The organism is Pseudarthrobacter sp. MDT1-22, assembly GCF_054511035.1.
Genome location: NZ_JBTNDK010000003.1, coordinates 1 through 23,140, shown reverse-complemented (window position 1 = coordinate 23,140; position 23,140 = coordinate 1). Strand labels below are relative to the sequence as shown.

Genomic DNA, 23,140 nt, shown 5'->3' with positions numbered 1-23,140 from the left:
CAGTGATACCGGCCACCGGGTCCAAGGCTCCGGCCCGCCAGACGGACGGGGTCCGCTCCAAAGCGCCGACGCTCCGGCATGAGCGGACGTTCAAAGCGCAGGGCGCCCGTTACCTGGCCGGCGTGGACGAAGTCGGCCGCGGGGCGCTGGCAGGACCGGTGAGCGTCGGAATCGCCGTCGTGGACCTCCACACCCAGAAGCCCCTGGCCGGTGTGCGGGACAGCAAGCTCCTCAGCCCCGCCGAACGGGAACGGCTGGAACCGTTGGTCAGACGCTGGAGTGTTGCGTCCGCCGTCGGGCACGCTTCCGCGCGGGAGATCGACGCATTGGGCATGATCGCTGCGCTGCGGCTGGCCGGTACGCGCGCCTGGCAGGACATCCTTGCGGCCGGCATCAGCCCCAATGTGGTGCTGCTCGATGGCAGCCACAACTGGCTCTCGCCCGCCGGGCAGCCCTCCCTGTTTGACGAGCCGCCCGTGGATTTCGCGTGCCTTGCCCCGGTCCACACCAAGATCAAGGCGGACATGCAGTGCCTGAGCGTGGCCGCAGCCAGCGTGATTGCGAAGGTGGAACGCGACGAGCAGATGCGCGGCCTGCACTGTGAATACCCCGAGTTTGGCTGGGACGTCAACAAGGGCTACGCCACGGCAATTCACCGGGACGCGCTCCGCGCCGCCGGAGCCACACCGTACCACCGGGTGAGTTGGAACCTCCTGGGCGGCGAACTCTGATTCCGTGCCGCTCCAGTGCCTGCCGCACTGGTGTGGGGCTCGTGCGGCGCGGACGCTGCGACTGCGGCGCCCTGGATGGTGCAAGATGGAAGCATGAGTGCAGAGGATCTTGAAAACTATGAAACCGACATGGAGCTGCAGCTCTACCGTGAATACCGCGATGTTGTCGGGCTCTTCAGTTACGTTGTCGAGACCGAACGCCGCTTTTACCTCGCAAACCACGTTGACCTGCAGGCCCGAAGCGCCGACGGCGAGGTCTACTTCGATCTGACGCTCCAGGATGCCTGGGTGTGGGATGTGTACCGTTCGGCACGGTTCGTGAAGACAGTCCGTGTCCTGACGTTCAAGGATGTCAACGTCGAAGAACTGCCCCGCAACGAGGATCTCGCCCTGCCGAAGGACGCTGACCTCGGCAACTGACGCCGGCCCACTGCTCCTCCACAGCCCCGCTGTATTGGGGCGGTTTTCCCGGGTTGCCCACATACGCGAATAGCCTGCTGTCCTCCGCTGTCCTGCCACTGCAGGCTGGTTGCGGAGGTAGAAATGAAATCCAAAGACCTGTTGGGCCGGCGCGGCGAGGAACTCGCGGCCGGCTATCTTGAATCGCTCGGCATGCTGGTGGTGGAACGCAACTGGCGCTGCGCCGACGGTGAAATAGACATTGTGGCCCTGGACGGCGACGCCCTGGTCATCGCAGAGGTGAAAACCCGCCGTTCCCTGGACTACGGGCACCCGTTCGAAGCCGTGGGGCCGGACAAACTCGCCCGGCTGCATCGGCTCGGTTCGGCGTGGTGCCGAGACCGGGAGCTGCGGATGCCGCTACGGCGCGTGGACGTCATTGCCGTGGTGGACGACGGCGGCGGCGAACCCGTGGTGGAACACCTCAAGGGGGTGGGGTAGATGGCGCTGGGCCGGGCCTACTCCGTGGCACTGGTGGGATTGAACGGGTACATCGTCGAGGTAGAAGCAGATATTGGCCAGACCCTGCCGGCATTCGTGATCCTGGGCCTCCCGGACGCAGCCCTCAACGAGGCCAAGGAACGCATACGTTCCGCGGCCAAAAATTCCGGAATTCCGCTGAGCCGGCGGAAGATCACGGCCAACCTCATCCCTGCGTCGCTGCCCAAACGCGGTTCCGGCTTCGACCTTGCCGTGACCATGGCAGTCCTGAGGGCCGCAAATGACATCAAGCCCACCGGCCGGACCGTCTTCATCGCCGAACTCGGGCTGGATGGCCGGCTACGGCCGGTGCGCGGCATCCTGCCGGCAGTGATGGCGTCGGTGCAGGCCGGCTATCCGGACGTGGTGGTCGCGCACGCCAACCTCGGCGAAGCATCGCTAGTCCCCGGAGCCAACGTCAAGGGGTACCGCACGCTGGCGCGGCTGGCGCTCGATTTCGGTGCAGACCCGCAAGAGCTCGCACTGGACTTCGAGCCGGAGGACGAGGCCGGTCACGGGGACTCCGAACCGGGAGCCCAGGCTGTTCCTGACATGGCCGACGTCTCCGGCCAGGGCGAAGCCAGACGTGCACTCGAGGTGGCCGCTGCCGGGGCCCACCACCTGCTCCTGACCGGACCCCCGGGTGCGGGCAAGACCATGCTGGCCGAAAGACTTCCCGGTCTCCTGCCGGACCTTGCCGATAATGAGGCCATGGAAGTCACTGCCATCCACTCCCTCTGCGGCCTTCCCTCATCCGCCGTTCAGCTTGTGCGGCGGCCGCCGTTCGAAAACCCGCATCATTCGGCTACAGCCGCCGCCATTATCGGCGGGGGATCGGGGTTGCCGCGCCCGGGTGCGGCGTCGCGGGCGCACCGCGGTGTCCTGTTCCTGGACGAGGCCCCGGAATACGAACGGCGCGTCCTGGACGCCCTCCGCCAGCCCCTGGAGAGCGGGGAGCTGGTCATTCACCGCTCGGCAGGAACGGCAGCCTACCCTGCCCGGTTCCAGCTGGTCCTTGCCGCCAATCCCTGTCCCTGCGGCAAGGCTTCGGGAAAGGGCCTGGACTGCACGTGTACGCCCATGATGCGGCGCCGCTACGTGGCCAGGATGTCCGGTCCGCTGCTGGACCGGGTGGATATCCAGCTGCAGGTGGAACGCGTGTCACTGGCCGACTTCGGCCAGGCGGGCGCCGAAGAAGACACAGCCGCCGTGGCACGGAGGGTAGGCGACGCACGCCGGCGCCAGGCCGAACGGCTGCGGCCGCTGGGAATGGAAACGAACTCGCAGGTGCCCGGCCGGATTCTGCGCGGCGCCCTGCGGCTGCCGGCCGACGCCACGCGGATCCTGGACCACTCACTGGAGCGGGGCGTACTGACCGCCAGGGGCTATGACAGGGTTCTCCGGCTGGCCTGGACCCTGGCGGACCTGTCGCACCGCGACATGCCCGACACCAACGACATCGGCCAGGCCCTTGGCCTCCGGCAGGCTGCCTCGGCAGCTGCGTGAAGGAAGAAACCACATGGACAACGAACGGATCGCCCGGGCCGCCCTGTCGCGGCTCATGGAACCGCAGGACGCGGCCGGACTGGCCCTGGTACAGGCCACCGGCGCACCCGACGCCTTGAAAATCGCCACGGGCCAGGCGGCCGCCGGCCCGGCACTGGAGCGGGAGATCACCGGACTGCTGGCGGACAACGGCGCCGGAACCAGCTGGGCGGGGATGGCTGCCTCCCTCAAACGCTGGGCTCCCCGCATTCCGGATCTGGCGCCCGAGCGTGACCTGGCCACCATGGCACGCCTTGGCGGCCGGCTGATAATCCCGTCGGATGATCTCTGGCCTGCCCAGCTCGGGGACCTTGGGATGCAGGAGCCCATCTGTCTGTGGTGGCGGGGCCTGGAACAGGAGCTTCCCGGTCCGGCCCGGAGCGTGGCGCTGGTGGGGTCCCGCGACAGCACCAGCTACGGCGCATCGGTGACCGGGGACCTCGCCTACTCCCTGGCTCAGCGGGGCTTCACCGTGGTGTCCGGGGGCGCGTACGGCATCGACGCCCACGCGCACCGGGCAGCACTGGCCGGGGGATCAGCGGCGGTGCCTACCATCGCGGTGATGGCTGGTGGTGTGGACCGGTTCTATCCGTCCGGCAATGAGGATCTCCTGCGGGCGGTCTGCAACCAGGGAGCGGTGCTCGCAGAGGTGCCGCCGGGGTCGGCGCCCACTCGCTACCGCTTTCTCCAACGGAACAGGCTGATCGCGGCCTTGGCCGCTGTGACGGTGGTGGTGGAAGCGCGCTGGCGGTCCGGTGCGCTGAACACGGCCCACCACGCGGAGACGCTTGGCCGGGCGGTGGGAGCTGTGCCGGGGTCCGTGCACAGCGCCAACTCCGCCGGCTGCCACCGTCTACTCCGGGATGGCGGGGCTGTCTGCGTGACTGACGCCGCGGAGATCGCCGAACTGGCCTCCCCAAGCGGCGTGGGGCTTGCGGCGCCCGGGACAGCGCATGCGGCCGACCATGACGGACTGACCCTGGAGGATCTGATCCTTCTTGACGCCCTGCCGCTGCGGTCCACCACGTCCGTGGACAAGCTCTGCGCAGTTGCCGGCCTCAGTGCGGACTCCGTGCGGGCCGGGTTGGGCAGGCTAGGCCTGCTGGGGCTCGCAGCTTCAGAAAGGGGAGGCTGGAAACGGGCCAGGGAATTAGCGTAGTTGCCTGTGTCCGGCACGGGATTCCCGCGGAGTTCTGGGACAGTGGAACAGTGCAGAATCAGGAACTGTCCCGGGCGTTTGAGCAGGCACTCGCAGACTTCGGCAGATACCTGACCGCCGAGCGGGCCCGGTCCGGGCATACGCTTCGGGCATACCTGTCCGATCTTCGAAGCCTCCTGGAATACGCCGCCTCCGAGGGCGTCACGGATCTGCCGGAACTGGAGCTGGGCACTCTCCGACGCTGGCTCGGGGCGCAGAGCCAGGCCGGGATATCCCGGGCCACCCTTGCGCGGCGATCGGCTACAGCGCGTTCCTTCACCACGTGGGCCATGCGGGAAGAGCTCATCGAGACCGATCCTGCCCTCCGTCTCAGGGCTCCCAAAGCGGAAAAGTCACTGCCCGGGGTGCTGCAGTCCCAACAACTCCTCAGGCTGCTGAACAGTCTGGAAGAAGCCGCGGCTAACGGGTCACCGGTTCCGGTGCGTAACCGGGCCATGGTGGAGCTCCTATACGCCACGGGGCTGCGGGTGGGGGAGCTGGCCGCCTTGGATGTGGACGATCTCAACCCGGACCGCCGGACCCTACGGGTGGTCGGCAAGGGCAACAAGGAACGGACGGTTCCCTACGGCGTCCCGGCAGCTGTAGCGGTCGACGACTGGCTCCGCAGGGCCAGGCCGCTCCTGGCGACGGGCCACAGCGGACCGGCGCTTTTCCTGGGCGCCAGAGGAAACCGTGTTGACCAGCGTCAGGTCAGGACCGTGGTGAATGCTCTCTTCGAAGCTTTGGGCGACACCTCAGCAACCGGTCCGCACGCGCTAAGGCATACTGCGGCAACGCACCTGCTCGATGGCGGCGCGGATCTTCGTGCGGTCCAGGAAATCCTGGGCCACAGCAGCCTCGCCACCACGCAGATCTACACCCATGTGTCCGTTGAGCGGCTCCGGAGCAGCTACCAGCAGGCCCATCCCCGGGCCTGAGAGCCGTGGATTCCCGCCAACGCGGGGTTAATTCCAGGACTGTGTTACCTATGGCGGATCGCACTGGCGTAATTACGCGGCGTACGGCACAATAAGAGTCACGTCCGGCAACTTTCAAGTGACGCTTGAAGCTCTTTCGCTTCGCGCGTCACCCGCAAGTCCGGACACAGCTTAATAATCAGGCAGGGAACACCGCCGCTGGAACATACAGCACCGGGCAGTTTCATCCAGGCAGAGGTCGTTGGGGAAGACGTACCTACAGCTATGGAGGATGGAATGTCTGTTGCAATGACCCGCGGTGTGCTGTTTGTTCACTCAGCCCCTACAGCACTGTGCCCGCACGTTGAGTGGGCCATTGGATCCGTCGTGGACAAGCGGACGGATCTAGAGTGGACCCCTCAGCCTGCCGCGCCCGGAATGTTCCGCGCCGAGCTCTCCTGGACAGGAACCCCGGGCACCGGATCGCTGCTGGCATCCTCACTTCGCGGCTGGGCCCATCTTCGCTACGAGGTCACTGAAGAGCCGAGCCAGGGAGTTGACGGCGGCCGCTGGTCGCATACCCCCGAACTGGGAATCTTCCACGCCACAACGGACGTCCACGGCAACATCATGGTCTCAGAGGACCGCATCCGTTACGCCTACGAATCGGGTGCCGGCGATCCCTCGGCCGTGTACCACGAGCTTTCCCTGGCCTTGGGTGAGGCGTGGGACGAGGAACTAGAGCCGTTCCGCCACGCAGCCGAGGGCGCACCGGTCCGCTGGCTGCACCAGGTGGGCTGACCGCCGTCGGACATCACGACGTCGTACTTCCTGTCCGCTGTCCCGGCAGAAGACGTGCCGGATCGGAAGGCGGCGCTCCATAGCAAAAGCAGAGGCCCCGCCACATGGCGGGGCCTCTGCTTCGTCTGCGGTACTTGCTGTTCCCGCGCTGCTGCTAGATGCTGCGGACAGCGATCACGGCGTTGTGGCCGCCGAAGCCGAACGAGTTGCTCAGGGCCACGATGTCGCCTGCCGGCAGATCCCTCGCCGACGTGACGACGTCGAGCGGGATCTCCGGGTCCTGGTTCTCGAGGTTAATGGTGACCGGGGCCTTGCGGTGGTACACGGCCAGCACAGTGAGTACTGCCTCCACGGCACCTGACGCGCCCAGCAGGTGGCCCATCTGTGACTTAGTGGCGGACACTGCGACGTTGTCGAGGTGGTTCCCCAGCGATGCGCGGAGGGCCGTGTACTCGGGCTTGTCACCGACGGGAGTTGAAGTGGCGTGCGCGTTGACGTGGACAACGTCCTCGGCCTGGATCCGGCCGTCGAACATGGCTGCCTTCAGCGCGCGCGTGGCGCCCAGGCCCTGGGGGTCCGGGGCGGTGATGTGGTAGGCATCGGCCGTCACGGAGGTGCCGGCCAGTTCGCCGTAGATGCGGGCGCCGCGGGCAATGGCGTGTTCCTCAGCTTCGAGCACCAGCGCGCCGGCGCCTTCGCCCATCACAAAGCCGTCGCGGCCCAGATCGTAGGGGCGTGAGGCGCCCTGGGGGTCGTCGTTGCGGCGCGAGAGGGCCTGCATGGACGAGAACGCGGCCAGGGGCATGGGGTGGATGGCTGCCTCGGCGCCGCCGCACATCACTACGTCGGCCTTGCCGGAGCGGATCAGCTCCAGGCCCAGGTGAAGGGCCTCGGTGCCCGACGCGCAGGCCGAAACCGGGGTGTGGGCGCCGGCCCGGGCGCCAAGGTCAAGGCTGACGGCTGCTGCGACGCCGTTGGGCATCAGCATGGGCACCGTCATGGGCAGGACGCGGCGCGGGCCCTTTTCCTTCAGCGTGTCCCACGCGTCCAGCAGCGTCCAGACGCCGCCGATGCCGGTGGCGAAGGCGACGGCAAGGCGGTCGGGGTCAATCTCGGTGATGCCGGAATCGGCCCAGGCTTCACGGGAGGCGATGACGCCGAACTGGGTGGACGGGTCCATCCGCTTGGCCTCAACGCGGCTCAGGACCGATAGTGCCGGAGTGGAGCAGCGGGCGGCGAAGTGGACCGGCAGTTCGTACTTGGCGACCCATTCGTCTTCCAGCGTGCGGGCACCGGAGACCCCCTTCAGCGCGTTGTTCCACATGGTGGGTACGTCGCCGCCGATGGGCGTGGTGGCACCCAGACCGGTAATGACTACTTTGCGTGTCATTGGATCACTCTCTGTCGGTGGGCAGGCCGTATCCGGTTGTCCGGCGGGGTCCCGCGTGTGGGGCAGCTGGCTGCCGAAAAATGTGGTGGACTGCCGGTCCGGCCTGAGCACGGACCGGCAGTCCAGTCAGCCTTAAGGGGCTGAAGCCTTGGCTAGGCCTGTGCGCCTGCGATGAAGCTGACGGCGTCGCCCACGGTCTTGAGGTTCTTGACCTCTTCGTCCGGGATACGCACGCCGAACTTCTCTTCGGCGTTGACCACGATAGTCATCATGGAGATGGAGTCGATGTCCAGGTCCTCGGTGAAGGACTTGTCCAGTTCCACAGCCTCGGGGGCAAGGCCGGTTTCTTCGTTGACGATTTCAGCCAAGCCGGCCAGGATCTCTTCGTTGCTAGCCATTGATGGCTCCTTTTCTTGTTATTGCCGGCAGGGGGTGCCGGAAACGGTGCAGTCCGCGGATGCGGGCTGTATGGGGCGTTCCTAAGGAAGGACGATTACCTGGGCACCGAAGACCAGCCCGGCGCCGAAGCCGATCTGGAGTGCGAGGCCGCCGCTGAGCTCAGGGTTTTCCTTGAGCAGGCGGTGGGTAGCAAGGGGGATGGAGGCCGCCGAGGTGTTTCCGGCATCAGCGATGTCCCGGGCCACGGTGACGGATTCAGGAAGATTCAGTTTCTTGACCATCTCGTCGATGATCCGCATGTTGGCCTGGTGCGGGATGAACGCAACGAGGTCTTCAGCCTTGACGCCCGCGGCCTCCAAAGCCTGCTGTGCCATCTTGGCCATTTCCCAGACCGCCCAACGGAAGACGGTCTGCCCGTCCTGGCGGAGTGTGGGGTAGAGCTCCTGCGCTTCTTCGAGCAGGGCAAAGTCGCCGGGCTCGTCGGACTGGCGGGCGGCCATGCTGAGGTCGCGGACATCCAGGATGGAACGCGTCATGCCGATGGCGTCCCACTTGCTGCCGTCCGAACCCCACACTGAGGGTCCGATGCCGGGGGTGTCCGAGGGGCCGATGACAACAGCGCCCGCGCCGTCGCCCAGCAGGAAGGAAATGGTACGTTCCCGGTTGTCGATGACGTCGGAGAGCTTCTCCGCGCCGACCACCAGCACGTAGGTGGCCGTGCCGGAGCGGACCAAGGCATCACCCTGGGCGATGCCGTAGCAGTACCCGGCGCAGGCGGCCGAGATATCGAAGGCCGGAGCCGGCGTCGCACCGATGCGGTCAGCCAAGGCGGCGGCAGCCGACGGCGTGGCGTACGGGTGGGTGACGGTGGAAACGATGACGGCACCAAGCTGGGAGGCTTCGATGCCTGCCTGCTGCAGGGCCTCCCGGGCAGCGCCCTCGGCCATATCGATGACGCTGACGTCGGCAGCGGCCCGGTGCCGGGTCACGATGCCGGTCCGCTGGCGGATCCATTCGTCCGAGGAATCAATCCACTGGCAGACGTCGTCGTTGGTGACGATGACGTCAGGCCGGAATGCGCCGAGGCCGATGATGCGGCTGTATTCGTTTACGGAAACCTGTTTCAGCGTGGGAACGCTCATGCGTTTCCCTCCAGTTCTGCGAAGAGTGCCAGTGCGGCCGTGAGGTCGTCCGGGGTTTTGACTGCAACGGTCTTGACGCCGGGCATGCCGCGCTTGGCGAGCCCGGCCAGGGTGCCGGCCGGGGCCAGCTCAATGACACCGGTGACGCCGCGCTGCACAAGGGTTTCCATGCAGAGGTCCCAGCGGACCGGCCGGGAGACCTGCGCGATGAGGCTCTCGACGGCGGCGCCGCCGTCGGTCACTTCCCGGCCGTCAAAGTTGGACAGCAGGGGCACCTGCGGCTTCTGCGGCTTGAGGCCAGGCTTGAGCGACTCGAGGGCGCTCACGGCGGGGGACATGTGTGAGGTGTGGAACGCCCCGGCCACTTTCAGCGGGATGACCCGCGCCTTCGCCGGCGGGTTGTCCGCCAGGGCCTTGAGTTGTTCGAAGGTTCCGGCTGCCACGGTCTGGCCCGCGCCGTTGACATTGGCAGGTGTCGCGCCGGTAGCCTCGATGGCGGCCAGGACCTCTGCGGGGTCCCCGCCCACAACGGCACTCATGCCGGTGGGGGTTACGGCAGCGGCGGCGGCCATGCTGTTGGCGCGTTCACGCACGAACGTCATGGCTTCCTGCTCGGTGAGCACGCCGGCGAGGGCCGAGGCGGTGATTTCACCGACGGAGTGGCCGGCAAGGATCACGGGAAGCGTGCCGAGTTCGACGTCGAACAGCGACTTTGCGGCCACCAGTCCGGCGGCAACAATCAGGGGCTGCGCAACGGCGGTGTCCTTGATGGTGTCCTCGTCAGAGGTGGTCCCGTGGGCAGTCAGGTCGATGCCTGCGATCTCACTGAGGGAGGCCAGATGGCCTGCTACCGAAGGCAGTTCCAGCCAAGGGGCCAGAAAACCCGGGGTCTGTGAGCCCTGTCCAGGGCAGACTATTGCAAGCACGTATCCAGCTTTCCAAATTTCGGGGTCATCCAGCGGTGTTTCACTGCACCAAGCTCAAGGGGTCAGTTTGTAGGAAGTCTACAACGACTCACGGCTGATTCCGCGCCGGATGACGCTCCGCCGGGGCTTTTGGCGGCGCCGACAGCCGCCCGACAACCAACGCCGCCTGCAGCACAAACGCCTCCCGGGGGAGCAGCGGATCCCAGCCCGTGACGTCGCAGACGCGCTTGAGCCGGTACCTGACGGTGTTGGCGTGGACAAACAATTCGCGGGCGGTCGCCTCAAGGGAATGGCCCAGCTCCAGGTAGGTGCCCAAGGTCTCCACCAGCCCGTTGGAGGCGGCGACAAGCGGACGGTAGATGTTCTTGACCAGGGAACGGCGCGCCGCTTCGTCACCGGAGATGACGCGTTCCGGCAACAGGTCATCGGCGGCCACGGGCCGGGGGGCGGCGGGCCACGCCCTTGCCGCGGTCAGGCCGGCAAAGGCAGACTGCGCTGAGCCGCTGGCCTCCAGCAGGGAGCCGGCTTCCGGACCGTAGACCACCGGGCCGGGGGCGAACATTTCGCTGAGTTTCAGGTATGCGGTCTCGCGGTCCTGGACGCCGCCAAGGATCAGGATCAGCCGGTCGCCCTGGATGCCCACCAACGCATCCTCGGCGTAGCGGCCTGCCAGGCGGCGCAGTTCGCTGACGTAGCTGGCACTGGGTTCAGACGGCGAATTGCCCACCATCACAGTGAACCTCTCCTGTGCCTTCCAACCCAGCGCGGCGATCCGGGACCGCAGCGCGTCCGTGTTTTCGCCACGGAGGATGGCGTCCACGATCAGCGCTTCCAGCCGCGTATCCCAGGAACCGCGGGACTCGGCCGCCCGTGCGTACACGTCTGCCGCCGCGAAGGCCACTTCCCGTGAGTACCGCAGCACCGCCTCGCGGAGGGAGGGCTGGTCAGCTTCCGGGGCGATGACCGGCACCTGGTCTTCCACCACTTCCACCACGATGCGGATGAGCTGGAGCGCCTTCTGGAGGCTGATGGAGCGCGTCAGCTCGGTGGGGGCCGTCCCAAAAACGTCGGTGAGGATCCACGACGGTGAGCTGGGCCGCTCATACCAGGTGACAAACGCTGCGATGCCGTTTTGCGCCACCATGCCCAGGGCCGAGCGCTCGTCGGAGCTAAGGCGCGAATACCACGGCAGCGACTTTTCCAGCTGGCGAAGGGTGGTGGTGGAGAGCTGGCCCACGCTTGCCCGGAGCTTTTTCAGGGTTTCGGATTTCTCCGGTGTCATGCTGCGCGAGGACGGCTTGCGCTTCACGGGCGGGGTGGTTGGCTCTGGCATCCTACGAGCATACGGTGCCTGCCCGGCAAGCTCTATTTGTGCAAAGGCTACAACGTTGTTGGACCTGCGTCACAGGCTGCCTCCTGTCCAGAAAGGCAGGGGGACGACGACGGCGACCCTCGCCTTTTCGGTGAGGGTCGCCGTCGTCGTTCATTTACGCTGACAAGCAGGTCAGCGGGAGATGATCAGGACTCGCCGCCCGCGTTGCCGGTGGAACCGGCGTTGACGTTGTGCAGCTTGTACTTCTCGATTGCCTGGGCCGGGGCCTGGGCATCGACTTCGCCGCGGCGCGCCAGTAGTTGCAGGGAACGGACCACGATGGAGTGGATGTCGTTCTTGAAGAAGCGGCGGGCCGCTGCGCGGGTGTCGGAGAAGCCGAAGCCATCCGCACCCAGCGTGGCGAACTCGTTCGGCACAAACTGGCGGATTTGGTCCGGGACGGCCTTCATGTAGTCCGAGACCGCAACCACGGGTCCTGTGGCACCGGCAAGCTGCTGGGTCACAAACGGAACACGGGCGGGCTTGCCCGGGTTCAGGAACGCCTCTTCCTCGGCGGCCATGCCGTCGCGGCGCAGTTCGTTCCAGGACGTGACGGACCAGACGTCGGCGGAGACGCCCCAGTCCTCGGCGAGCAGCCGCTGGGCTTCGATGGCCCAGGGAACCGAGACGCCGGAAGCCAGGATCTGGGTCCGGGGACCGTCGATCTTCGCCGGAGCCAGGAGGTAGATGCCCTTGAGAACACCTTCCACGTCGAGCTCTTCGGGTTCTGCGGGCTGCGTGATGGGCTCGTTGTAGACCGTGATGTAGTACATCAGGTTCCGGTCAGCCGAATCGGGCCCGTACATACGCTCGATGCCGTCCCGGATGATGTGGCCCATCTCGTACCCGTACGCGGGGTCGTAGGTGACCACTGCCGGGTTCGTGGAGGCCAGCAGCGGGGAGTGGCCGTCGGCGTGCTGGAGGCCTTCGCCGGTCAGCGTGGTGCGGCCGGCGGTGGCGCCGATGATGAACCCGCGGGCCATCTGGTCCCCGGCGGCCCAGAAGGCGTCGCCGGTGCGCTGGAATCCGAACATGGAGTAGAACACGTACACCGGGATCAGCGGTACGCCGTGGGTGGCGTACGCGGTTCCGGCGGCGGTGAACGCTGCCACGGCGCCTGCTTCGTTGATGCCGGGGTGGATCAGCTGGCCTTGGGCCGATTCCTTGTAGGCCAGGACCAGGTCCCGGTCCACGGAGAGGTAGTTCTGGCCTTTGGGGTTGTAGATCTTGGCCGTGGGGAAGAACGCGTCCATGCCGAACGTGCGGGCCTCATCGGGGATGATCGGCGCGATGTGCTTGCCGAAGTTCTTGTCCCGCATAAGGTCCTTGAGGAGCCGGACAAACGCCATGGTGGTGGCGGCCTGCTGCTTCCCGGAACCGCGCTTGGCGACTTCGTACGTTTTTGCCTCCGGGAGGGCGATCTCCTGGTGCTTGGAGCGGCGCTCCGGAACAGAACCGCCCAGCTGGGCACGGCGTTCCATCATGTACTGGATCTCCGGCGCATCGGTGCCCGGGTGGAAGTACGGAGGCTGGTACGGGTCCTTCTCCAGCTGCTCGTCGGTGACCGGAATCCGCAGGTGGTCGCGGAACTTCTTCAGGTCATCGAGGGTGAGCTTTTTCATCTGGTGGGTCGCGTTGCGGCCCTCGAAGTGGGGTCCGAGTCCGTAGCCCTTGACCGTTTTGGCCAGGATCACGGTGGGCTTGCCCTTGAATTCGGTGGCAGCCTTATACGCGGCGTAGACCTTGCGGTAGTCGTGGCCGCCGCGCTTGAGGTTCCAGATCTCGTCATCGCTCAGGTCCGCGACCATGTCCTTGGTCTGCGGGGTCTTGCCGAAGAAGTGCTCGCGGACGAACCCGCCGGATTCTGCCTTGTAGGTCTGGTAGTCACCGTCCGGGGTCTCGTTCATGATCTTCACGAGCGAGCCGTCGGCGTCCTTGGTGAGCAGGTCATCCCACTCCCGGCCCCAGACGACCTTGATGACGTTCCAGCCCGCGCCACGGAAGAACGCTTCGAGTTCCTGCATGATCTTGCCGTTGCCGCGGACGGGACCGTCCAGGCGCTGGAGGTTGCAGTTGATCACAAAGTTCAGGTTGTCCAGGTTCTCGTTCGCGGCGAGCTGGAGCAGGCCGCGGGACTCGGGCTCGTCCATTTCGCCGTCGCCCAGGAACGCCCAGACCTGCTGGTCCGAGGTGTCCTTGAGGCCGCGGTTGTGCAGGTACCGGTTGGACTGGGCCTGGTAGATCGCGTTCATCGGACCGATGCCCATGGACACCGTGGGGAATTCCCAGAACTCCGGCATCAGGCGCGGGTGCGGGTAGGAGGAGAGCGCGTGGCCTTCCTTGGACTTTTCCTGCCGGAATCCGTCCAGATCCTCCTCGGCGAGCCGGCCTTCCATAAACGCGCGGGCGTACATGCCGGGGGAGGCGTGGCCCTGGAAGAAGACCTGGTCACCGCCGCCGGGGTGGTCCTTGCCGCGGAAGAAGTGGTTGAAACCGACCTCGTACAGTGTGGCGGCCCCGGCGTACGTGGAGATGTGCCCGCCCACCCCGATGTTCGGCCGCTGTGCCCGGTGCACCATGATGGCGGCGTTCCAGCGCATGTACGCCCGGTACCGGCGCTCGAACTCTTCGTTGCCGGGGAACGGAGCTTCCTGGTCCACCGGGATGGTGTTCACGTAGTCCGTGGTGGTCACCATCGGCACACCGACACTCTGCGCGCCGGCGCGCTGCAGCAGGCTCCGCATGATGTATTGGGCACGTTCCGTGCCCTGTTCCCTGATCAGTGCATCCAGGGACTCAGCCCATTCGGCGGTCTCTTCCGGATCACGATCAGGCAGCTGGTTTGTCAACCCGCTGAGGATATGGGAGGTATCTTCTCCTGCAGCCACGTCCAACCTCTCTTTGCGCGCATGCATCGGCGCCCACATGCCGGGCAGGGTGACTGTCCGGCATGAATGCGACGTGTGCGACGTATCGGTTACAACAGCCCGGTCATGTGCGCCGGGCAGGGTCCTATCACGCCTATGTCTGCCATTGTTCCAGGCGGTCGCCCCGCAGGCATAGTTGTCACCAGTCACTCTAGCTGTGACTCCAGCACGATGCGTAGCCGCGTCCATGGCGTCCCTGTTGTATTTCGCCGTCATACTGGTTGTGTGACGAAAGCCGCTGCAACGCAGGCTGACGGCGCCGGATGTGACGCAGAATATGGCGGATCGCGGTGGCGGCAGCTTGAAGCGCAGGCACAAAGGGTGTTGGCTGGGAGTAATGGAAATCACTATGCGAATTGCATGTATTAGGCATTGGAGGAACACGTGAGCGAGGCCGACGCCGCCACTTCGGTAAATGTGGCGGAAAAATTGGGTTTCAAAAACGGGGATCTGATTCAGGAGTTCGGTTACGACGACGACGTCGATTTCGACTTACGTGATGATATTGAGGACCTGACAGGGTCCGAGCTCCTGGACGAGGACGACCACGACGTTGTTGACGCCGTCATTTTTTGGTGGCGGGACGGCGACGGGGATCTGGTCGACAGCCTCATGGATTCCCTGACCACCCTGAGTGAAACCGGGGTTGTTTGGGTGTTGACGCCAAAGTCAGGGCGCACCGGGTACGTGTCGCCGGCGGAAATTCAGGAAGCGGCGCCCACTGCGGGCCTGCACCTCACCACCTCGGCAGGTGTGTCAAAGGACTGGAGTGCCACCCGCCTGGTCAGCAGGAAGAACAAGTGACGGCAGCTCTTGCCGTAGCCGGGCAGACTGTTCCGGCGGTGGGGGAGCTTGCCCCGGACTTTGAGCTGGTAAACCAGTTCGGAGAACCTGTCCGGTTATCCAGTTTCCGCGGGCAGAACGTTGTGCTCGTGTTTTATCCGTTTGCTTTTTCGGGTGTCTGTACCGGCGAGCTCTGCGAAATCCGGGACAACCTGGCCGCGTTCGAGGATGCCAGGGCCACCGTCCTGGCCGTGTCCGTGGACAGCAAGTTCAGCCTGCGGGCTTATGCCGAGAAGGAAAGCTACGGCTTTGACCTTCTGGCTGACTTCTGGCCGCACGGCGCTGTCGCTTCCGCCTATGGAGTCTTCGACCCGGAGAGTGGCATGGCTGGGCGCGGGACGTTCATCATCGATGCAGCAGGAACAATCCGCTACGTCGTGGTGAATCCGCGCGGGCAGGCCCGCGAGCTCGCCGAGTACCAGGATGCTCTGGCAGGTCTGGAACAGGCCTGAGGCCGCATGGACCAGCAGCGGCACGGCATCGGCCTGACAGGCTTCGCCAGCCTGCCGGCCGCTGACCCTGCCGCGCTGTCCAGTGCGGACCTTCAGGGGCTTGAACGCGTCCGGGAGCTATTGTCCGGCAAGCGGCTGGTGTTACTTACCGGCGCAGGGCTGAGCACCGATTCGGGCATACCGGATTACCGCGGGCCGGACGCCGTGCCACGTTCGCCCATAACTTACCAGGAGTTTGTGCGCGACGGCGCCAACCGCCAGCGCTATTGGGCGCGGAACCATATCGGCTGGTCCCACTTGCGGCACGCAGATCCAAACCCTGGGCACAATGCGGCCGCAGAACTTGAGCGGCGGGGCCTGCTCACTGGGTTGATCACCCAGAACGTCGACCGGCTGCATGAAGACGCCGGCAGCCGGAATGTCATTGACCTCCACGGCCGTTATGACCGGGTAGTCTGCCTCGATTGCAAGCGCACGTACACCCGCCGCCTGCTGTCGGAGGTGCTCGAAGAACTCAATCCCGGCTTCCTGGCGCGCGCCACAACTTCCGGGCTGGTGGAAATGGCGCCCGACGCCGACGCCACTGTTGAGGACATTGCTCTGATCAGCAGTTTTGTGGTCGCTGCCTGCCCCGCCTGCGGCGGAATGCTCAAGCCAGACTTTGTCTACTTCGGCGAGAACGTGCCCAAAGAACGCGCAGAAGCCGCCTACGCGATGGTGGACAGTGCAGAGGCATTGCTTGTTGCCGGTTCATCGCTGACCGTGATGAGCGGACTGCGGTTCGTCCGTCACGCGGCGAAGGACGGCAAGCCTGTGGTGATCATCAACAGGGGCGGTACCCGGGGCGACCAGTACGCCACCATCAAGCTCGACGCAGGCGTCAGCGAGGCACTGACCTGGCTCGCCGCCGAACTCCCCGATCTTTGACCGTTCGGGGCCGACCGTGTCGATTGGCTTTTCGTCCCGCCCGTCAGGTAGAATTTATGTTCGTTGGCTGACGCGCTGAGGTGCGAAAAGCCGGCAGTTTGGGTCTTTAGCTCAGCTGGTAGAGCGCCACGTTTACACCGTGGATGTCATCGGTTCGATCCCGGTAGGACCCACCACCAAACCCCGTTGTTCCTGGCCCGAGTGGCCGGGAACGGCGGGGTTTTTGTTGCCCTGTGCGGTTCAGGGCGTAGGGTCGGCCCATGAATGTGAATGGGGTCGAGTATCTCCGCGGCAGGGATTCCCTCAATAGACCCGTGGAGCTCGTGGCATACGACGCAGGGTAGCGGGAGATCTTTTGCGACCTCCGCGACAACATCCGTTCGGCACTGGGCTCCACAAGCATCACAGTGGAGCACGTCGGCTCGACATCTGTTCCCGAGCTTGCTTCGAAGCGCGAGCCGGCGTGGTTCGAACACCGCCGGTTTCGGGACTACCTGCGAAGTAGCCAGGACGCCCGGATCGAATACGAGCAGCTCAAACGTAGGCTGGCGGATCAGGAATGGACTTTCATGCAGGACTACGCAGAAGCCAAGGGTTCAACAATCCGTGCCCTCCTGGCTCAATACCGCTAGGGCGCCAAATTGTCGGTGGCTGTCCCTAGTGTTCCGGCTATGGAATATGTGGTGGTGAAGACGGCCAGGGACGGCAGCCCGACGGCGGTGGTCAGCAACGGCAGGGAATGGGCCGTCGGTGCCGACGCAGTGAGATGGTTTGAGCGTGTGAGCTGGTGGGAGGCGCAGCGGCGTATGCCCAAAGGTCTGGGCCGCGTGGACGTTGAGGTCTTGCAGGTCCAGGTGCGGCTGGGCCGCAATCCGCAGTCCGCGTTGACCACCATGGTGCTGGAGCGCGACGGCCTTGGTGGCGGCTGGAGGCTGAGGGAATCCGTGGTGGACGTCGCCTGAACCCGGCGGCCAAGGCCACGACAACATTCAGGCATTGGAAAACCCTCCACCGCGACTATTGGGGGATGCCGCGGTGGAGGGTCTGAAATGAATATACCGTGAACTTCCTGAAACAAACAAATGCCACGCGAACCGGGGTGCGGGGCGCGGTGGACGGTGCCTTGGCCCGGGCCCTGAATCGCCGCTAAGCCATTATGATGGTTACTGTTCAGCAGAATGAACGCATCTACGCGACGCGCCCCGGCGTGCCGATCGAAGGAGAATCATGGCCGATTCCCGCACTTCCCGCTCCTCCGAGGGTTTGGGGAGCACATCGCCGGCGCCGGCGGTCACGCGTGCCGCCGCCGTCATGGACGCCTTGTCAGCCTCTGCGACGGGGCGGCTGACACTGAGCGATCTGGCCCGCGAGCTGGGTATCCCCAAGTCGTCCACCTCCAACCTGTTGCTGGCATTGGAAGAAGCCCGGCTGATCAGCCGCCAGGGCGCCGAATTCACGCTGGGCCGCAAGCTCGTGGAACTCGGAGCCGCCTATCTCAGCCGGCTCGACGAAGTACAGGAGTTCTACCGGTTCTGCGAGCAGGCGCCGACCCTTTCCGGGGAGACGGTACGAATAGCCATGCTGGACGGAACCAACGTGATCTATTTGGCCCGCTACGAGGGCCATCCGGCGGTCCGCCTGACGTCCAACATCGGCGACAAGATGCCGGTGTCCCTGTGTGCCGTGGGCAAGGCCCTGATTGCCCGCCTTCATGACCACGACGTCGACGCAATGTTTTCCGATGACGCCCAACTTCCGGTGCTGACCCCGAAGTCCCTCCGCACGGGGGCCGAATTGAAGGCACAGCTCACAACCATCCGTGAACAGGGCTATGCGTTCGAAGATGAGGAATCCACTATTGGAGTGGTCTGCCTGGCTGTGGCCGTGCCTACGCGCGGCGCCCACGGCCCGAGCCTTGGGTTGTCAGTCACGGCCCTCAAGGCCACATACTCCGCGGAGCAGGGTTCCCGGATGGTCAAGGAACTGAACGAGCTGGCGCGGTCCCTGGGCAACCCCATGGGCTGAGTGCCCCCGCTCTGGCGGCCCTATTTAACGTTCATCACCCCGGTTGTGAACAAAACATCCGTCAACCACTTGCTGCGTGTTCAACTTGCTGTACTCTGTTCAATATAGTGATCGACACCACGGAGTGTCCTCGCTATCCCACCAGGCCAACGGGGGCCTGGAGTGTTTTTGAGGGAGTTCTTGTGACAACTCGTACTAAATCACCGCAGACTGACATGGACGGCGCCGCCGTCGATCCGGAGCAGCTGCGAAGGGCAACCCTTGCCAGCTCGGTAGGCTCCGCACTGGAGTACTACGACTTCTACATCTACGGCCTCGCCTCGGCCTTGATCTTTGGGCCGCTCTTCTTCTCACCGCTGGGGGAAAGCGGCGCCGTGATCGCGTCATTCGCCACCTATGGTGTGGGCTTCGCAGCCCGGCCGTTCGGCGGCATCGTCTTCGGCTACATCGGTGACCGGTTCGGCCGGAAGATGGTCCTGATCCTGACCATCGGCCTGATGGGCATGGCCAGCTTCGCCATTGGGCTCCTGCCCACCTTTGAACAGGCGGGAATGGTCGGCGCAGTGCTCCTGGTGGCCCTTCGGATCCTTCAGGGCCTGGGCGCCGGTGCCGAGCAGGCAGGCGCCACCACCCTGATCTCAGAAGTGGCCCCGCGCCGCCGTCGTGGATTCTTCGCCGCACTGCCGTTCGTCGGCATCCAGCTGGGCACCCTGCTCGGCGCAGGCACCTTCGCCCTGATGGCACTGGCGGACAAGGAAGTACTGCAGGGCTGGCTGTGGCGCGTTCCGTTCCTGGCGAGCGTCATCCTGATTGTCATCGCGGTCTTCATCCGACTCCGGCTCAAGGAAACGCCGGTCTTCCAGGAACTGGAAAAGCACAAGGCCGTGGTCAAGAACCCCGTCGTGCAGATCTGGAAGCACTCGAAGAAGAACGTGCTCATCGGCATCGGCCTGCGGATGGGAGAAAACGGAAACTCCTCCATTTACTCCGCCCTCCTGGTATCCTTCATCAGCATGCCCGCCGGAATCTTCGCCGGCGACAAGTTCATTGGCCCCACCGGCCTCCTCATTGCCGCTGGATTCGCAGCGGTCATGGTGGTCACCTTCGGCGCCCTTTCCGACCGCTTCGGACGCGTTCCTGTATACCGCTACGGCGCCCTCTTTCAGGCCGTCATCGCCCTGCCGGCCTTCTACCTGGTCACGCTCGGCAACGTCACCCTCGTCTGGATGATCATGGTGGTGGGCATTTCACTTGGCGTGCAGTCCATGCTCGGTCCGCAGTGCGCCATGCTGCCGGAACTCTTCGGCTCCCAGCACCGCTTCACCGGCGTGGCGCTGAGCCGTGAACTCTCCGCCGTCCTGGCCGGCGGATTCGCACCCATGATCGGTGTGGCCCTCCTGGCTGCGACAGGCCATTCCTGGCTGGTTCCCGCCATCTACTCCCTGGTCCTGGCGCTGATCTCCTTCGGCACCACCTTCTTCACCCCGGAAACCAACGGCCGGGACCTGATCCTGGTGGAGGACGCACGCTAGGCACTCCACCCATGCAATAGGCGGCCTCCCCTTGATGGGGAGGCCGCCTATTTCCGTGCCGCTCGCTAATTGGGCGCCGCTGCTCAGCGTAAGTACGTAACTAATTCGCCGCTGACAGCACGCGGACACAACCGCCTGACACAAAAGAGCCCCTGCTGCGGATTCCTGTTTCCAGGATCCACGGCAGGGGCTCTGTAGTGCGGGCCGGGGCCTGCGCCTTAGTAGAAGTGGACCGGGTCCACCAGGTGGGGGAGGTCGCCGCCGTCGAGGAACGTGCGCAGGTTGCTGCAGAAGCGCTCCGCGATCAGGCGGTTCTCCGCGGCACTGAGCGCCGAGGTATGCGGCGACACCATGACCCTGGGGTGTTTCCACAGCGGGCTGTCCTGGGGGAGCGGTTCCACGGCAAAGACATCAAGGCAGGCGTAGGAGACCTGGCGGTTGTCCAAGGCCTCCAGCAGGGCGTCCTCGTCCACCACAATGCCGCGGCCCACGTTCACAAACACCGTTCCCGGCTTCATTGCGGCAAACACCTCACGGTTGAAGAGCTTCTCCGTGTACGGCGTGCCGGGCAGCGTATTGACGACGGCGTCCGCCGAGGCGAGCAGCCCGGCCAGTCCGTCGTTGCCGGCAACCTGCTCGATTCCTTCGATCGGCTCAACATTCCGCTTGGTGCCGCTGACCGTCATGCCCAGGGCGCGGGCGATCCGGGCGGTCTCCAGGCCGATTTCGCCCAGGCCGGTCACAACCAGCGTGGAACCGCTGACCAGACGGGTGGGGGTCCGAAGCTCGGGCCACACCTTGGCGGCCTGGTCCTGGGCCAACTCGGCGCTGCGCTTGAAGCCATTGAGGATTCCCAGCGCAGCGAATTCTGCCAGCGGCAGGGCATGGACGCCGGCGGAGGTGGTCACCTTGAACTTGAGGAGTGTTTTCTGGTCCAGCCCGGAGGCCTTGACGGCACCGCCGGCGCCGGCGGCCATCGCGTGGACCCACTGGAGCCGTGGATTCTCGCTCGCGATGCGGGCAAGGCCCGAGGGGCTCTCATTGGGCAGGCCGTACAGAACCTGCGCCTTGTTGAGCATGGCCCAGTACTGCTCCTCCTGCGCGCGAGTCCGTTTGAAGTCCGGATCCCCGGAGTGGTCGGCCGGAAAACGCTCGGGCGGAAGCAGGTCCGGCTCATAGAGGACAGTTACGGAGGGGTCTACGGCGCGGATGCGGTCCACCAGCTCTGCTTCGAGCGGGACGGCGATCGCGACGGTGGTTAGAGTCGTCATAGTGTTCATCATACTGAATAGCGGCTAGGATATTGGACAGATTTCCCTTCATTAACCACACAACGATGTGAGTCGAGGCCTAGATATGGAAGACAGAACAGCGGGCTTTGTAGGCCTGGGGCTGATGGGGCTGCCCATGGCAGCGAATCTGGTCCGCGCCGGCTGGGCGGTCACCGCCTGGAACAGATCCGAAGCTCCCCTCCAGGAATTCGTGGCGCAGGGTGGCCACTCCGCGCCCGACGTTACATCCCTGCGGGACCTGCCAATCATCGCCTTTATGCTCCCGGACCTGTCCTTCATCGAGGAGGCCTCGGCGGGGTTGCTGGCGAGCTGGGATGCGAATCCGCCGCACGCCGGCACTGCCGTAGTGGTCGCAAGCTCAGTCTCACCGGCGAAGGTCCAGGACTTCGGGCGACGGGTCCACGCGGCAAGCCACGGCCGCGCCACTGTGGTGGACGCCCCAGTCAGCGGCGGGACCAAGGGCGCGACCGACGGCACCCTGGCCATCATGGCCGGCGGTACCGCGGACGACTTCCGGCGGCTCGAGCCCTTCTTCAACGCGATGGGGACAACCGTCAGGCACATGGGCCCACTGGGCGCGGGGTCGCTCGCCAAGGCCTGCAACCAGCTCATTGTAGGAACCACGACGGCGGCGCTCGCCGAAGCGGCCGAGCTCGCCGAGCGCTCCGGGATGGATCCGGCGGCGCTTTTCGGCGTCCTGGCCGGAGGCCTTGCGGGCAGCCGTGTGCTGGAGAACGTGGGACCGCGACTGGCCCGGAAGGACTACACACCAACAGGCCCGGCGAAGTTCATGCATAAGGACCTGTCCTTTGTGCTCGAATCAGCCAGGGCGGCCGGCGCTGCCGTGCCGATGGCGACGGCCGGCGTCGAGCTTTACGCCGAACTGAAGCGCCAGGGCCTTGGCGATCAGGACCTTGCCGTGGTCCGCCAGGCCATTTCGAATCTGAGCGACAACACCACTAGCGCGGAACCTGCGGATGCCGCAACGAAAGGGACAGCTGCACCATGAGTGGNGGCGATGGCCGCGGACTTCGCGCCGGGGCGGGTGCATGGTGTCGCGTTTGATGTCACGAGTGATGCCGAGGCTGCCCGGGGTGTTTCGTGGGTGGAGGAGCATGTGGGTCCGTTGCAGATCCTGGTGAACAATGCCGGGATCCAGCACCGGGTGCCGATGCTGGAGCTCGATGTGGCGGATTGGGAGCGGGTGATCAGGACGGATCTGACGGGCGCGTTCCTGGTGGGGCGTGAGGCGGCACGGCACATGATCCCGCGGGGCAGGGGCAAGATCATCAATATCTGTTCGGTGCAGACGGACCTGGCCCGGCCCACGATCGCCCCGTATGTGGCGGCGAAGGGCGGGCTGCGGAACCTGACCCGGGCGATGACGGCGGAGTGGGCGGGCTCCGGGCTGCAGATCAACGGGATCGCCCCGGGCTACATCCACACGGAGATGACGCAGAACCTGGTGGATGATGAGCAGTTCAATGCCTGGATTCTGGGCCGGACCCCGGCGCACCGGTGGGGCACGGTCCAGGACCTGGCGGGCCCGGCGGTGTGGCTGGCTTCGGACGGGTCGGATTTTGTGAACGGGCAGACGATCTTTATCGACGGCGGAATGACGGTGGTGGTCTGATGGGCGCTTCAGCAGTGGCTCAGGGGACCGAAGCAACAGCCCTGCCTGGTTCCGGGGTGCCGGTGTCGGGTTTGGCGGTGGTGGCGCATGCGGCGGGGGATCTGCGGATCGAGGAGGTCCCGCTGGGTGCACCGGCCGCGGACGAGGCC

The 23,140-nt window shown here is 65.4% G+C and carries 22 protein-coding genes, 1 tRNA gene and 1 pseudogene; 17 read left to right on the top strand and 7 right to left on the bottom strand.

Annotated features, from left to right (window positions below; all coding sequences use genetic code 11):
* The first annotated feature begins 2 nt into the window (after positions 1-2).
* From ACX80M_RS03480 to ACX80M_RS03450, 7 genes are all read left to right on the top strand, one after another.
* The gene (locus ACX80M_RS03480) at positions 3-731 is read left to right on the top strand and encodes a ribonuclease HII (RefSeq protein WP_459309072.1); all 729 of its coding nucleotides are present in this window, start codon (positions 3-5) and stop codon (positions 729-731) included.
* Between the two features lie 93 nt (positions 732-824).
* Positions 825-1,151 carry a DUF2469 domain-containing protein gene (locus ACX80M_RS03475; protein WP_252601579.1) on the top strand — a complete coding sequence of 109 codons (327 nt, stop codon included), beginning with the start codon at positions 825-827 and terminating at the stop codon, positions 1,149-1,151.
* Between the two features lie 123 nt (positions 1,152-1,274).
* Positions 1,275-1,631, top strand: coding sequence for a YraN family protein (locus ACX80M_RS03470; protein WP_252601576.1), 357 nt, complete (start codon positions 1,275-1,277; stop codon positions 1,629-1,631).
* Positions 1,632-3,176 (top strand): YifB family Mg chelatase-like AAA ATPase, encoded by a 1,545-nt coding sequence (locus tag ACX80M_RS03465; RefSeq protein ID WP_252610007.1) that lies wholly within the window; start codon positions 1,632-1,634, stop codon positions 3,174-3,176.
* 13 nt (positions 3,177-3,189) lie between these two features.
* Positions 3,190-4,374 (top strand): DNA-processing protein DprA, encoded by a 1,185-nt coding sequence (gene dprA / locus ACX80M_RS03460; protein WP_459308851.1) that lies wholly within the window; start codon positions 3,190-3,192, stop codon positions 4,372-4,374.
* Between the two features lie 50 nt (positions 4,375-4,424).
* Entirely contained in the window at positions 4,425-5,351 is a 927-nt protein-coding gene (locus ACX80M_RS03455) for a tyrosine recombinase XerC (RefSeq protein ID WP_252601567.1), read from the top strand.
* A gap of 276 nt (positions 5,352-5,627) precedes the next feature.
* Complete coding sequence (locus tag ACX80M_RS03450; protein WP_056349065.1) at positions 5,628-6,131, top strand: DUF3145 domain-containing protein; 504 nt, start codon at positions 5,628-5,630, stop codon at positions 6,129-6,131.
* A 154-nt stretch (positions 6,132-6,285) separates the two neighbouring features.
* On the opposite strand, the gene ACX80M_RS03445 is transcribed toward ACX80M_RS03450, so the two are convergent.
* The 6 genes from ACX80M_RS03445 to aceE form a co-directional block, all read right to left on the bottom strand.
* Complete coding sequence (locus tag ACX80M_RS03445; protein WP_252601565.1) at positions 6,286-7,521, bottom strand: beta-ketoacyl-[acyl-carrier-protein] synthase family protein; 1,236 nt, start codon at positions 7,519-7,521, stop codon at positions 6,286-6,288.
* 152 nt (positions 7,522-7,673) lie between these two features.
* Entirely contained in the window at positions 7,674-7,919 is a 246-nt protein-coding gene (locus ACX80M_RS03440; RefSeq protein WP_009359314.1) for an acyl carrier protein, read from the bottom strand.
* An 81-nt stretch (positions 7,920-8,000) separates the two neighbouring features.
* Positions 8,001-9,062: a beta-ketoacyl-ACP synthase III gene (locus ACX80M_RS03435; protein ID WP_252601563.1), complete on the bottom strand. Its 1,062-nt coding sequence runs from the start codon at positions 9,060-9,062 to the stop codon at positions 8,001-8,003.
* Positions 9,059-9,988 carry an ACP S-malonyltransferase gene (locus ACX80M_RS03430; protein WP_181037144.1) on the bottom strand — a complete coding sequence of 310 codons (930 nt, stop codon included), beginning with the start codon at positions 9,986-9,988 and terminating at the stop codon, positions 9,059-9,061. Before ACX80M_RS03430 ends, ACX80M_RS03435 begins: the two co-directional genes overlap by 4 nt.
* 88 nt (positions 9,989-10,076) lie before the next feature.
* On the bottom strand, positions 10,077-11,321 hold the full coding sequence (locus tag ACX80M_RS03425) for a PucR family transcriptional regulator (RefSeq protein ID WP_056349053.1): 1,245 nt from the start codon (positions 11,319-11,321) through the stop codon (positions 10,077-10,079).
* Positions 11,322-11,506: 185 nt separating this feature from the next.
* Positions 11,507-14,275 carry a pyruvate dehydrogenase (acetyl-transferring), homodimeric type gene (aceE, locus tag ACX80M_RS03420; protein ID WP_252601653.1) on the bottom strand — a complete coding sequence of 923 codons (2,769 nt, stop codon included), beginning with the start codon at positions 14,273-14,275 and terminating at the stop codon, positions 11,507-11,509.
* Between the two features lie 396 nt (positions 14,276-14,671).
* Here aceE and ACX80M_RS03415 point away from each other — a divergent pair, with 396 nt between their 5' ends.
* The 8 genes from ACX80M_RS03415 to ACX80M_RS03380 all read left to right on the top strand — a co-directional run bounded on the left by ACX80M_RS03415 (position 14,672) and on the right by ACX80M_RS03380 (position 20,066).
* Positions 14,672-15,091 carry a DUF3052 domain-containing protein gene (locus ACX80M_RS03415; protein WP_056341561.1) on the top strand — a complete coding sequence of 140 codons (420 nt, stop codon included), beginning with the start codon at positions 14,672-14,674 and terminating at the stop codon, positions 15,089-15,091.
* Complete coding sequence (locus ACX80M_RS03410; RefSeq protein WP_252601561.1) at positions 15,088-15,582, top strand: peroxiredoxin; 495 nt, start codon at positions 15,088-15,090, stop codon at positions 15,580-15,582. Before ACX80M_RS03415 ends, ACX80M_RS03410 begins: the two co-directional genes overlap by 4 nt.
* Positions 15,583-15,588: 6 nt before the next feature.
* The gene (locus ACX80M_RS03405) at positions 15,589-16,509 is read left to right on the top strand and encodes an NAD-dependent protein deacetylase (RefSeq protein ID WP_459308844.1); all 921 of its coding nucleotides are present in this window, start codon (positions 15,589-15,591) and stop codon (positions 16,507-16,509) included.
* 100 nt (positions 16,510-16,609) lie between these two features.
* Positions 16,610-16,685: transfer RNA gene (locus ACX80M_RS03400), tRNA-Val, on the top strand.
* Between the two features lie 174 nt (positions 16,686-16,859).
* Complete coding sequence (locus ACX80M_RS03395; protein ID WP_374209886.1) at positions 16,860-17,141, top strand: GrpB family protein; 282 nt, start codon at positions 16,860-16,862, stop codon at positions 17,139-17,141.
* Positions 17,142-17,180: 39 nt separating this feature from the next.
* Complete coding sequence (locus ACX80M_RS03390; RefSeq protein ID WP_252601558.1) at positions 17,181-17,471, top strand: hypothetical protein; 291 nt, start codon at positions 17,181-17,183, stop codon at positions 17,469-17,471.
* Positions 17,472-17,736: 265 nt separating this feature from the next.
* Entirely contained in the window at positions 17,737-18,534 is a 798-nt protein-coding gene (locus ACX80M_RS03385) for an IclR family transcriptional regulator (RefSeq protein WP_252610017.1), read from the top strand.
* Between the two features lie 215 nt (positions 18,535-18,749).
* The gene (locus ACX80M_RS03380) at positions 18,750-20,066 is read left to right on the top strand and encodes an MFS transporter (protein WP_459309070.1); all 1,317 of its coding nucleotides are present in this window, start codon (positions 18,750-18,752) and stop codon (positions 20,064-20,066) included.
* Between the two features lie 218 nt (positions 20,067-20,284).
* Here ACX80M_RS03380 and ACX80M_RS03375 read toward each other — a convergent pair whose 3' ends face one another.
* The gene (locus ACX80M_RS03375) at positions 20,285-21,349 is read right to left on the bottom strand and encodes a D-2-hydroxyacid dehydrogenase (protein WP_459308841.1); all 1,065 of its coding nucleotides are present in this window, start codon (positions 21,347-21,349) and stop codon (positions 20,285-20,287) included.
* Positions 21,350-21,422: 73 nt separating this feature from the next.
* Here ACX80M_RS03375 and ACX80M_RS03370 point away from each other — a divergent pair, with 73 nt between their 5' ends.
* Together ACX80M_RS03370 and ACX80M_RS03365 are read left to right on the top strand one after the other, a co-directional pair.
* On the top strand, positions 21,423-22,367 hold the full coding sequence (locus ACX80M_RS03370; RefSeq protein ID WP_252601550.1) for an NAD(P)-dependent oxidoreductase: 945 nt from the start codon (positions 21,423-21,425) through the stop codon (positions 22,365-22,367).
* Positions 22,368-22,373: 6 nt separating this feature from the next.
* Positions 22,374-22,991, top strand: a pseudogene (locus ACX80M_RS03365) (SDR family oxidoreductase); the annotation flags it as partial.
* Between the last annotated feature and the right edge of the window lie 149 nt (positions 22,992-23,140).

Coding starts and splice junctions, on each gene's coding strand:
- ACX80M_RS03475 (WP_252601579.1), top strand. CDS start 825: ATGAGTGCAGAGGATCTTGAAAACTATGAAACCGACATGGAGCTGCAG.
- ACX80M_RS03470 (WP_252601576.1), top strand. CDS start 1,275: ATGAAATCCAAAGACCTGTTGGGCCGGCGCGGCGAGGAACTCGCGGCC.
- ACX80M_RS03465 (WP_252610007.1), top strand. CDS start 1,632: ATGGCGCTGGGCCGGGCCTACTCCGTGGCACTGGTGGGATTGAACGGG.
- dprA (WP_459308851.1), top strand. CDS start 3,190: ATGGACAACGAACGGATCGCCCGGGCCGCCCTGTCGCGGCTCATGGAA.
- ACX80M_RS03450 (WP_056349065.1), top strand. CDS start 5,628: ATGTCTGTTGCAATGACCCGCGGTGTGCTGTTTGTTCACTCAGCCCCT.
- ACX80M_RS03445 (WP_252601565.1), bottom strand. CDS start 7,521: ATGACACGCAAAGTAGTCATTACCGGTCTGGGTGCCACCACGCCCATC.
- ACX80M_RS03440 (WP_009359314.1), bottom strand. CDS start 7,919: ATGGCTAGCAACGAAGAGATCCTGGCCGGCTTGGCTGAAATCGTCAAC.
- ACX80M_RS03435 (WP_252601563.1), bottom strand. CDS start 9,062: ATGAGCGTTCCCACGCTGAAACAGGTTTCCGTAAACGAATACAGCCGC.
- ACX80M_RS03425 (WP_056349053.1), bottom strand. CDS start 11,321: ATGCCAGAGCCAACCACCCCGCCCGTGAAGCGCAAGCCGTCCTCGCGC.
- aceE (WP_252601653.1), bottom strand. CDS start 14,275: ATGCATGCGCGCAAAGAGAGGTTGGACGTGGCTGCAGGAGAAGATACC.
- ACX80M_RS03405 (WP_459308844.1), top strand. CDS start 15,589: ATGGACCAGCAGCGGCACGGCATCGGCCTGACAGGCTTCGCCAGCCTG.
- ACX80M_RS03390 (WP_252601558.1), top strand. CDS start 17,181: ATGGAATATGTGGTGGTGAAGACGGCCAGGGACGGCAGCCCGACGGCG.
- ACX80M_RS03385 (WP_252610017.1), top strand. CDS start 17,737: ATGGCCGATTCCCGCACTTCCCGCTCCTCCGAGGGTTTGGGGAGCACA.
- ACX80M_RS03380 (WP_459309070.1), top strand. CDS start 18,750: ATGGACGGCGCCGCCGTCGATCCGGAGCAGCTGCGAAGGGCAACCCTT.
- ACX80M_RS03375 (WP_459308841.1), bottom strand. CDS start 21,349: ATGATGAACACTATGACGACTCTAACCACCGTCGCGATCGCCGTCCCG.
- ACX80M_RS03370 (WP_252601550.1), top strand. CDS start 21,423: ATGGAAGACAGAACAGCGGGCTTTGTAGGCCTGGGGCTGATGGGGCTG.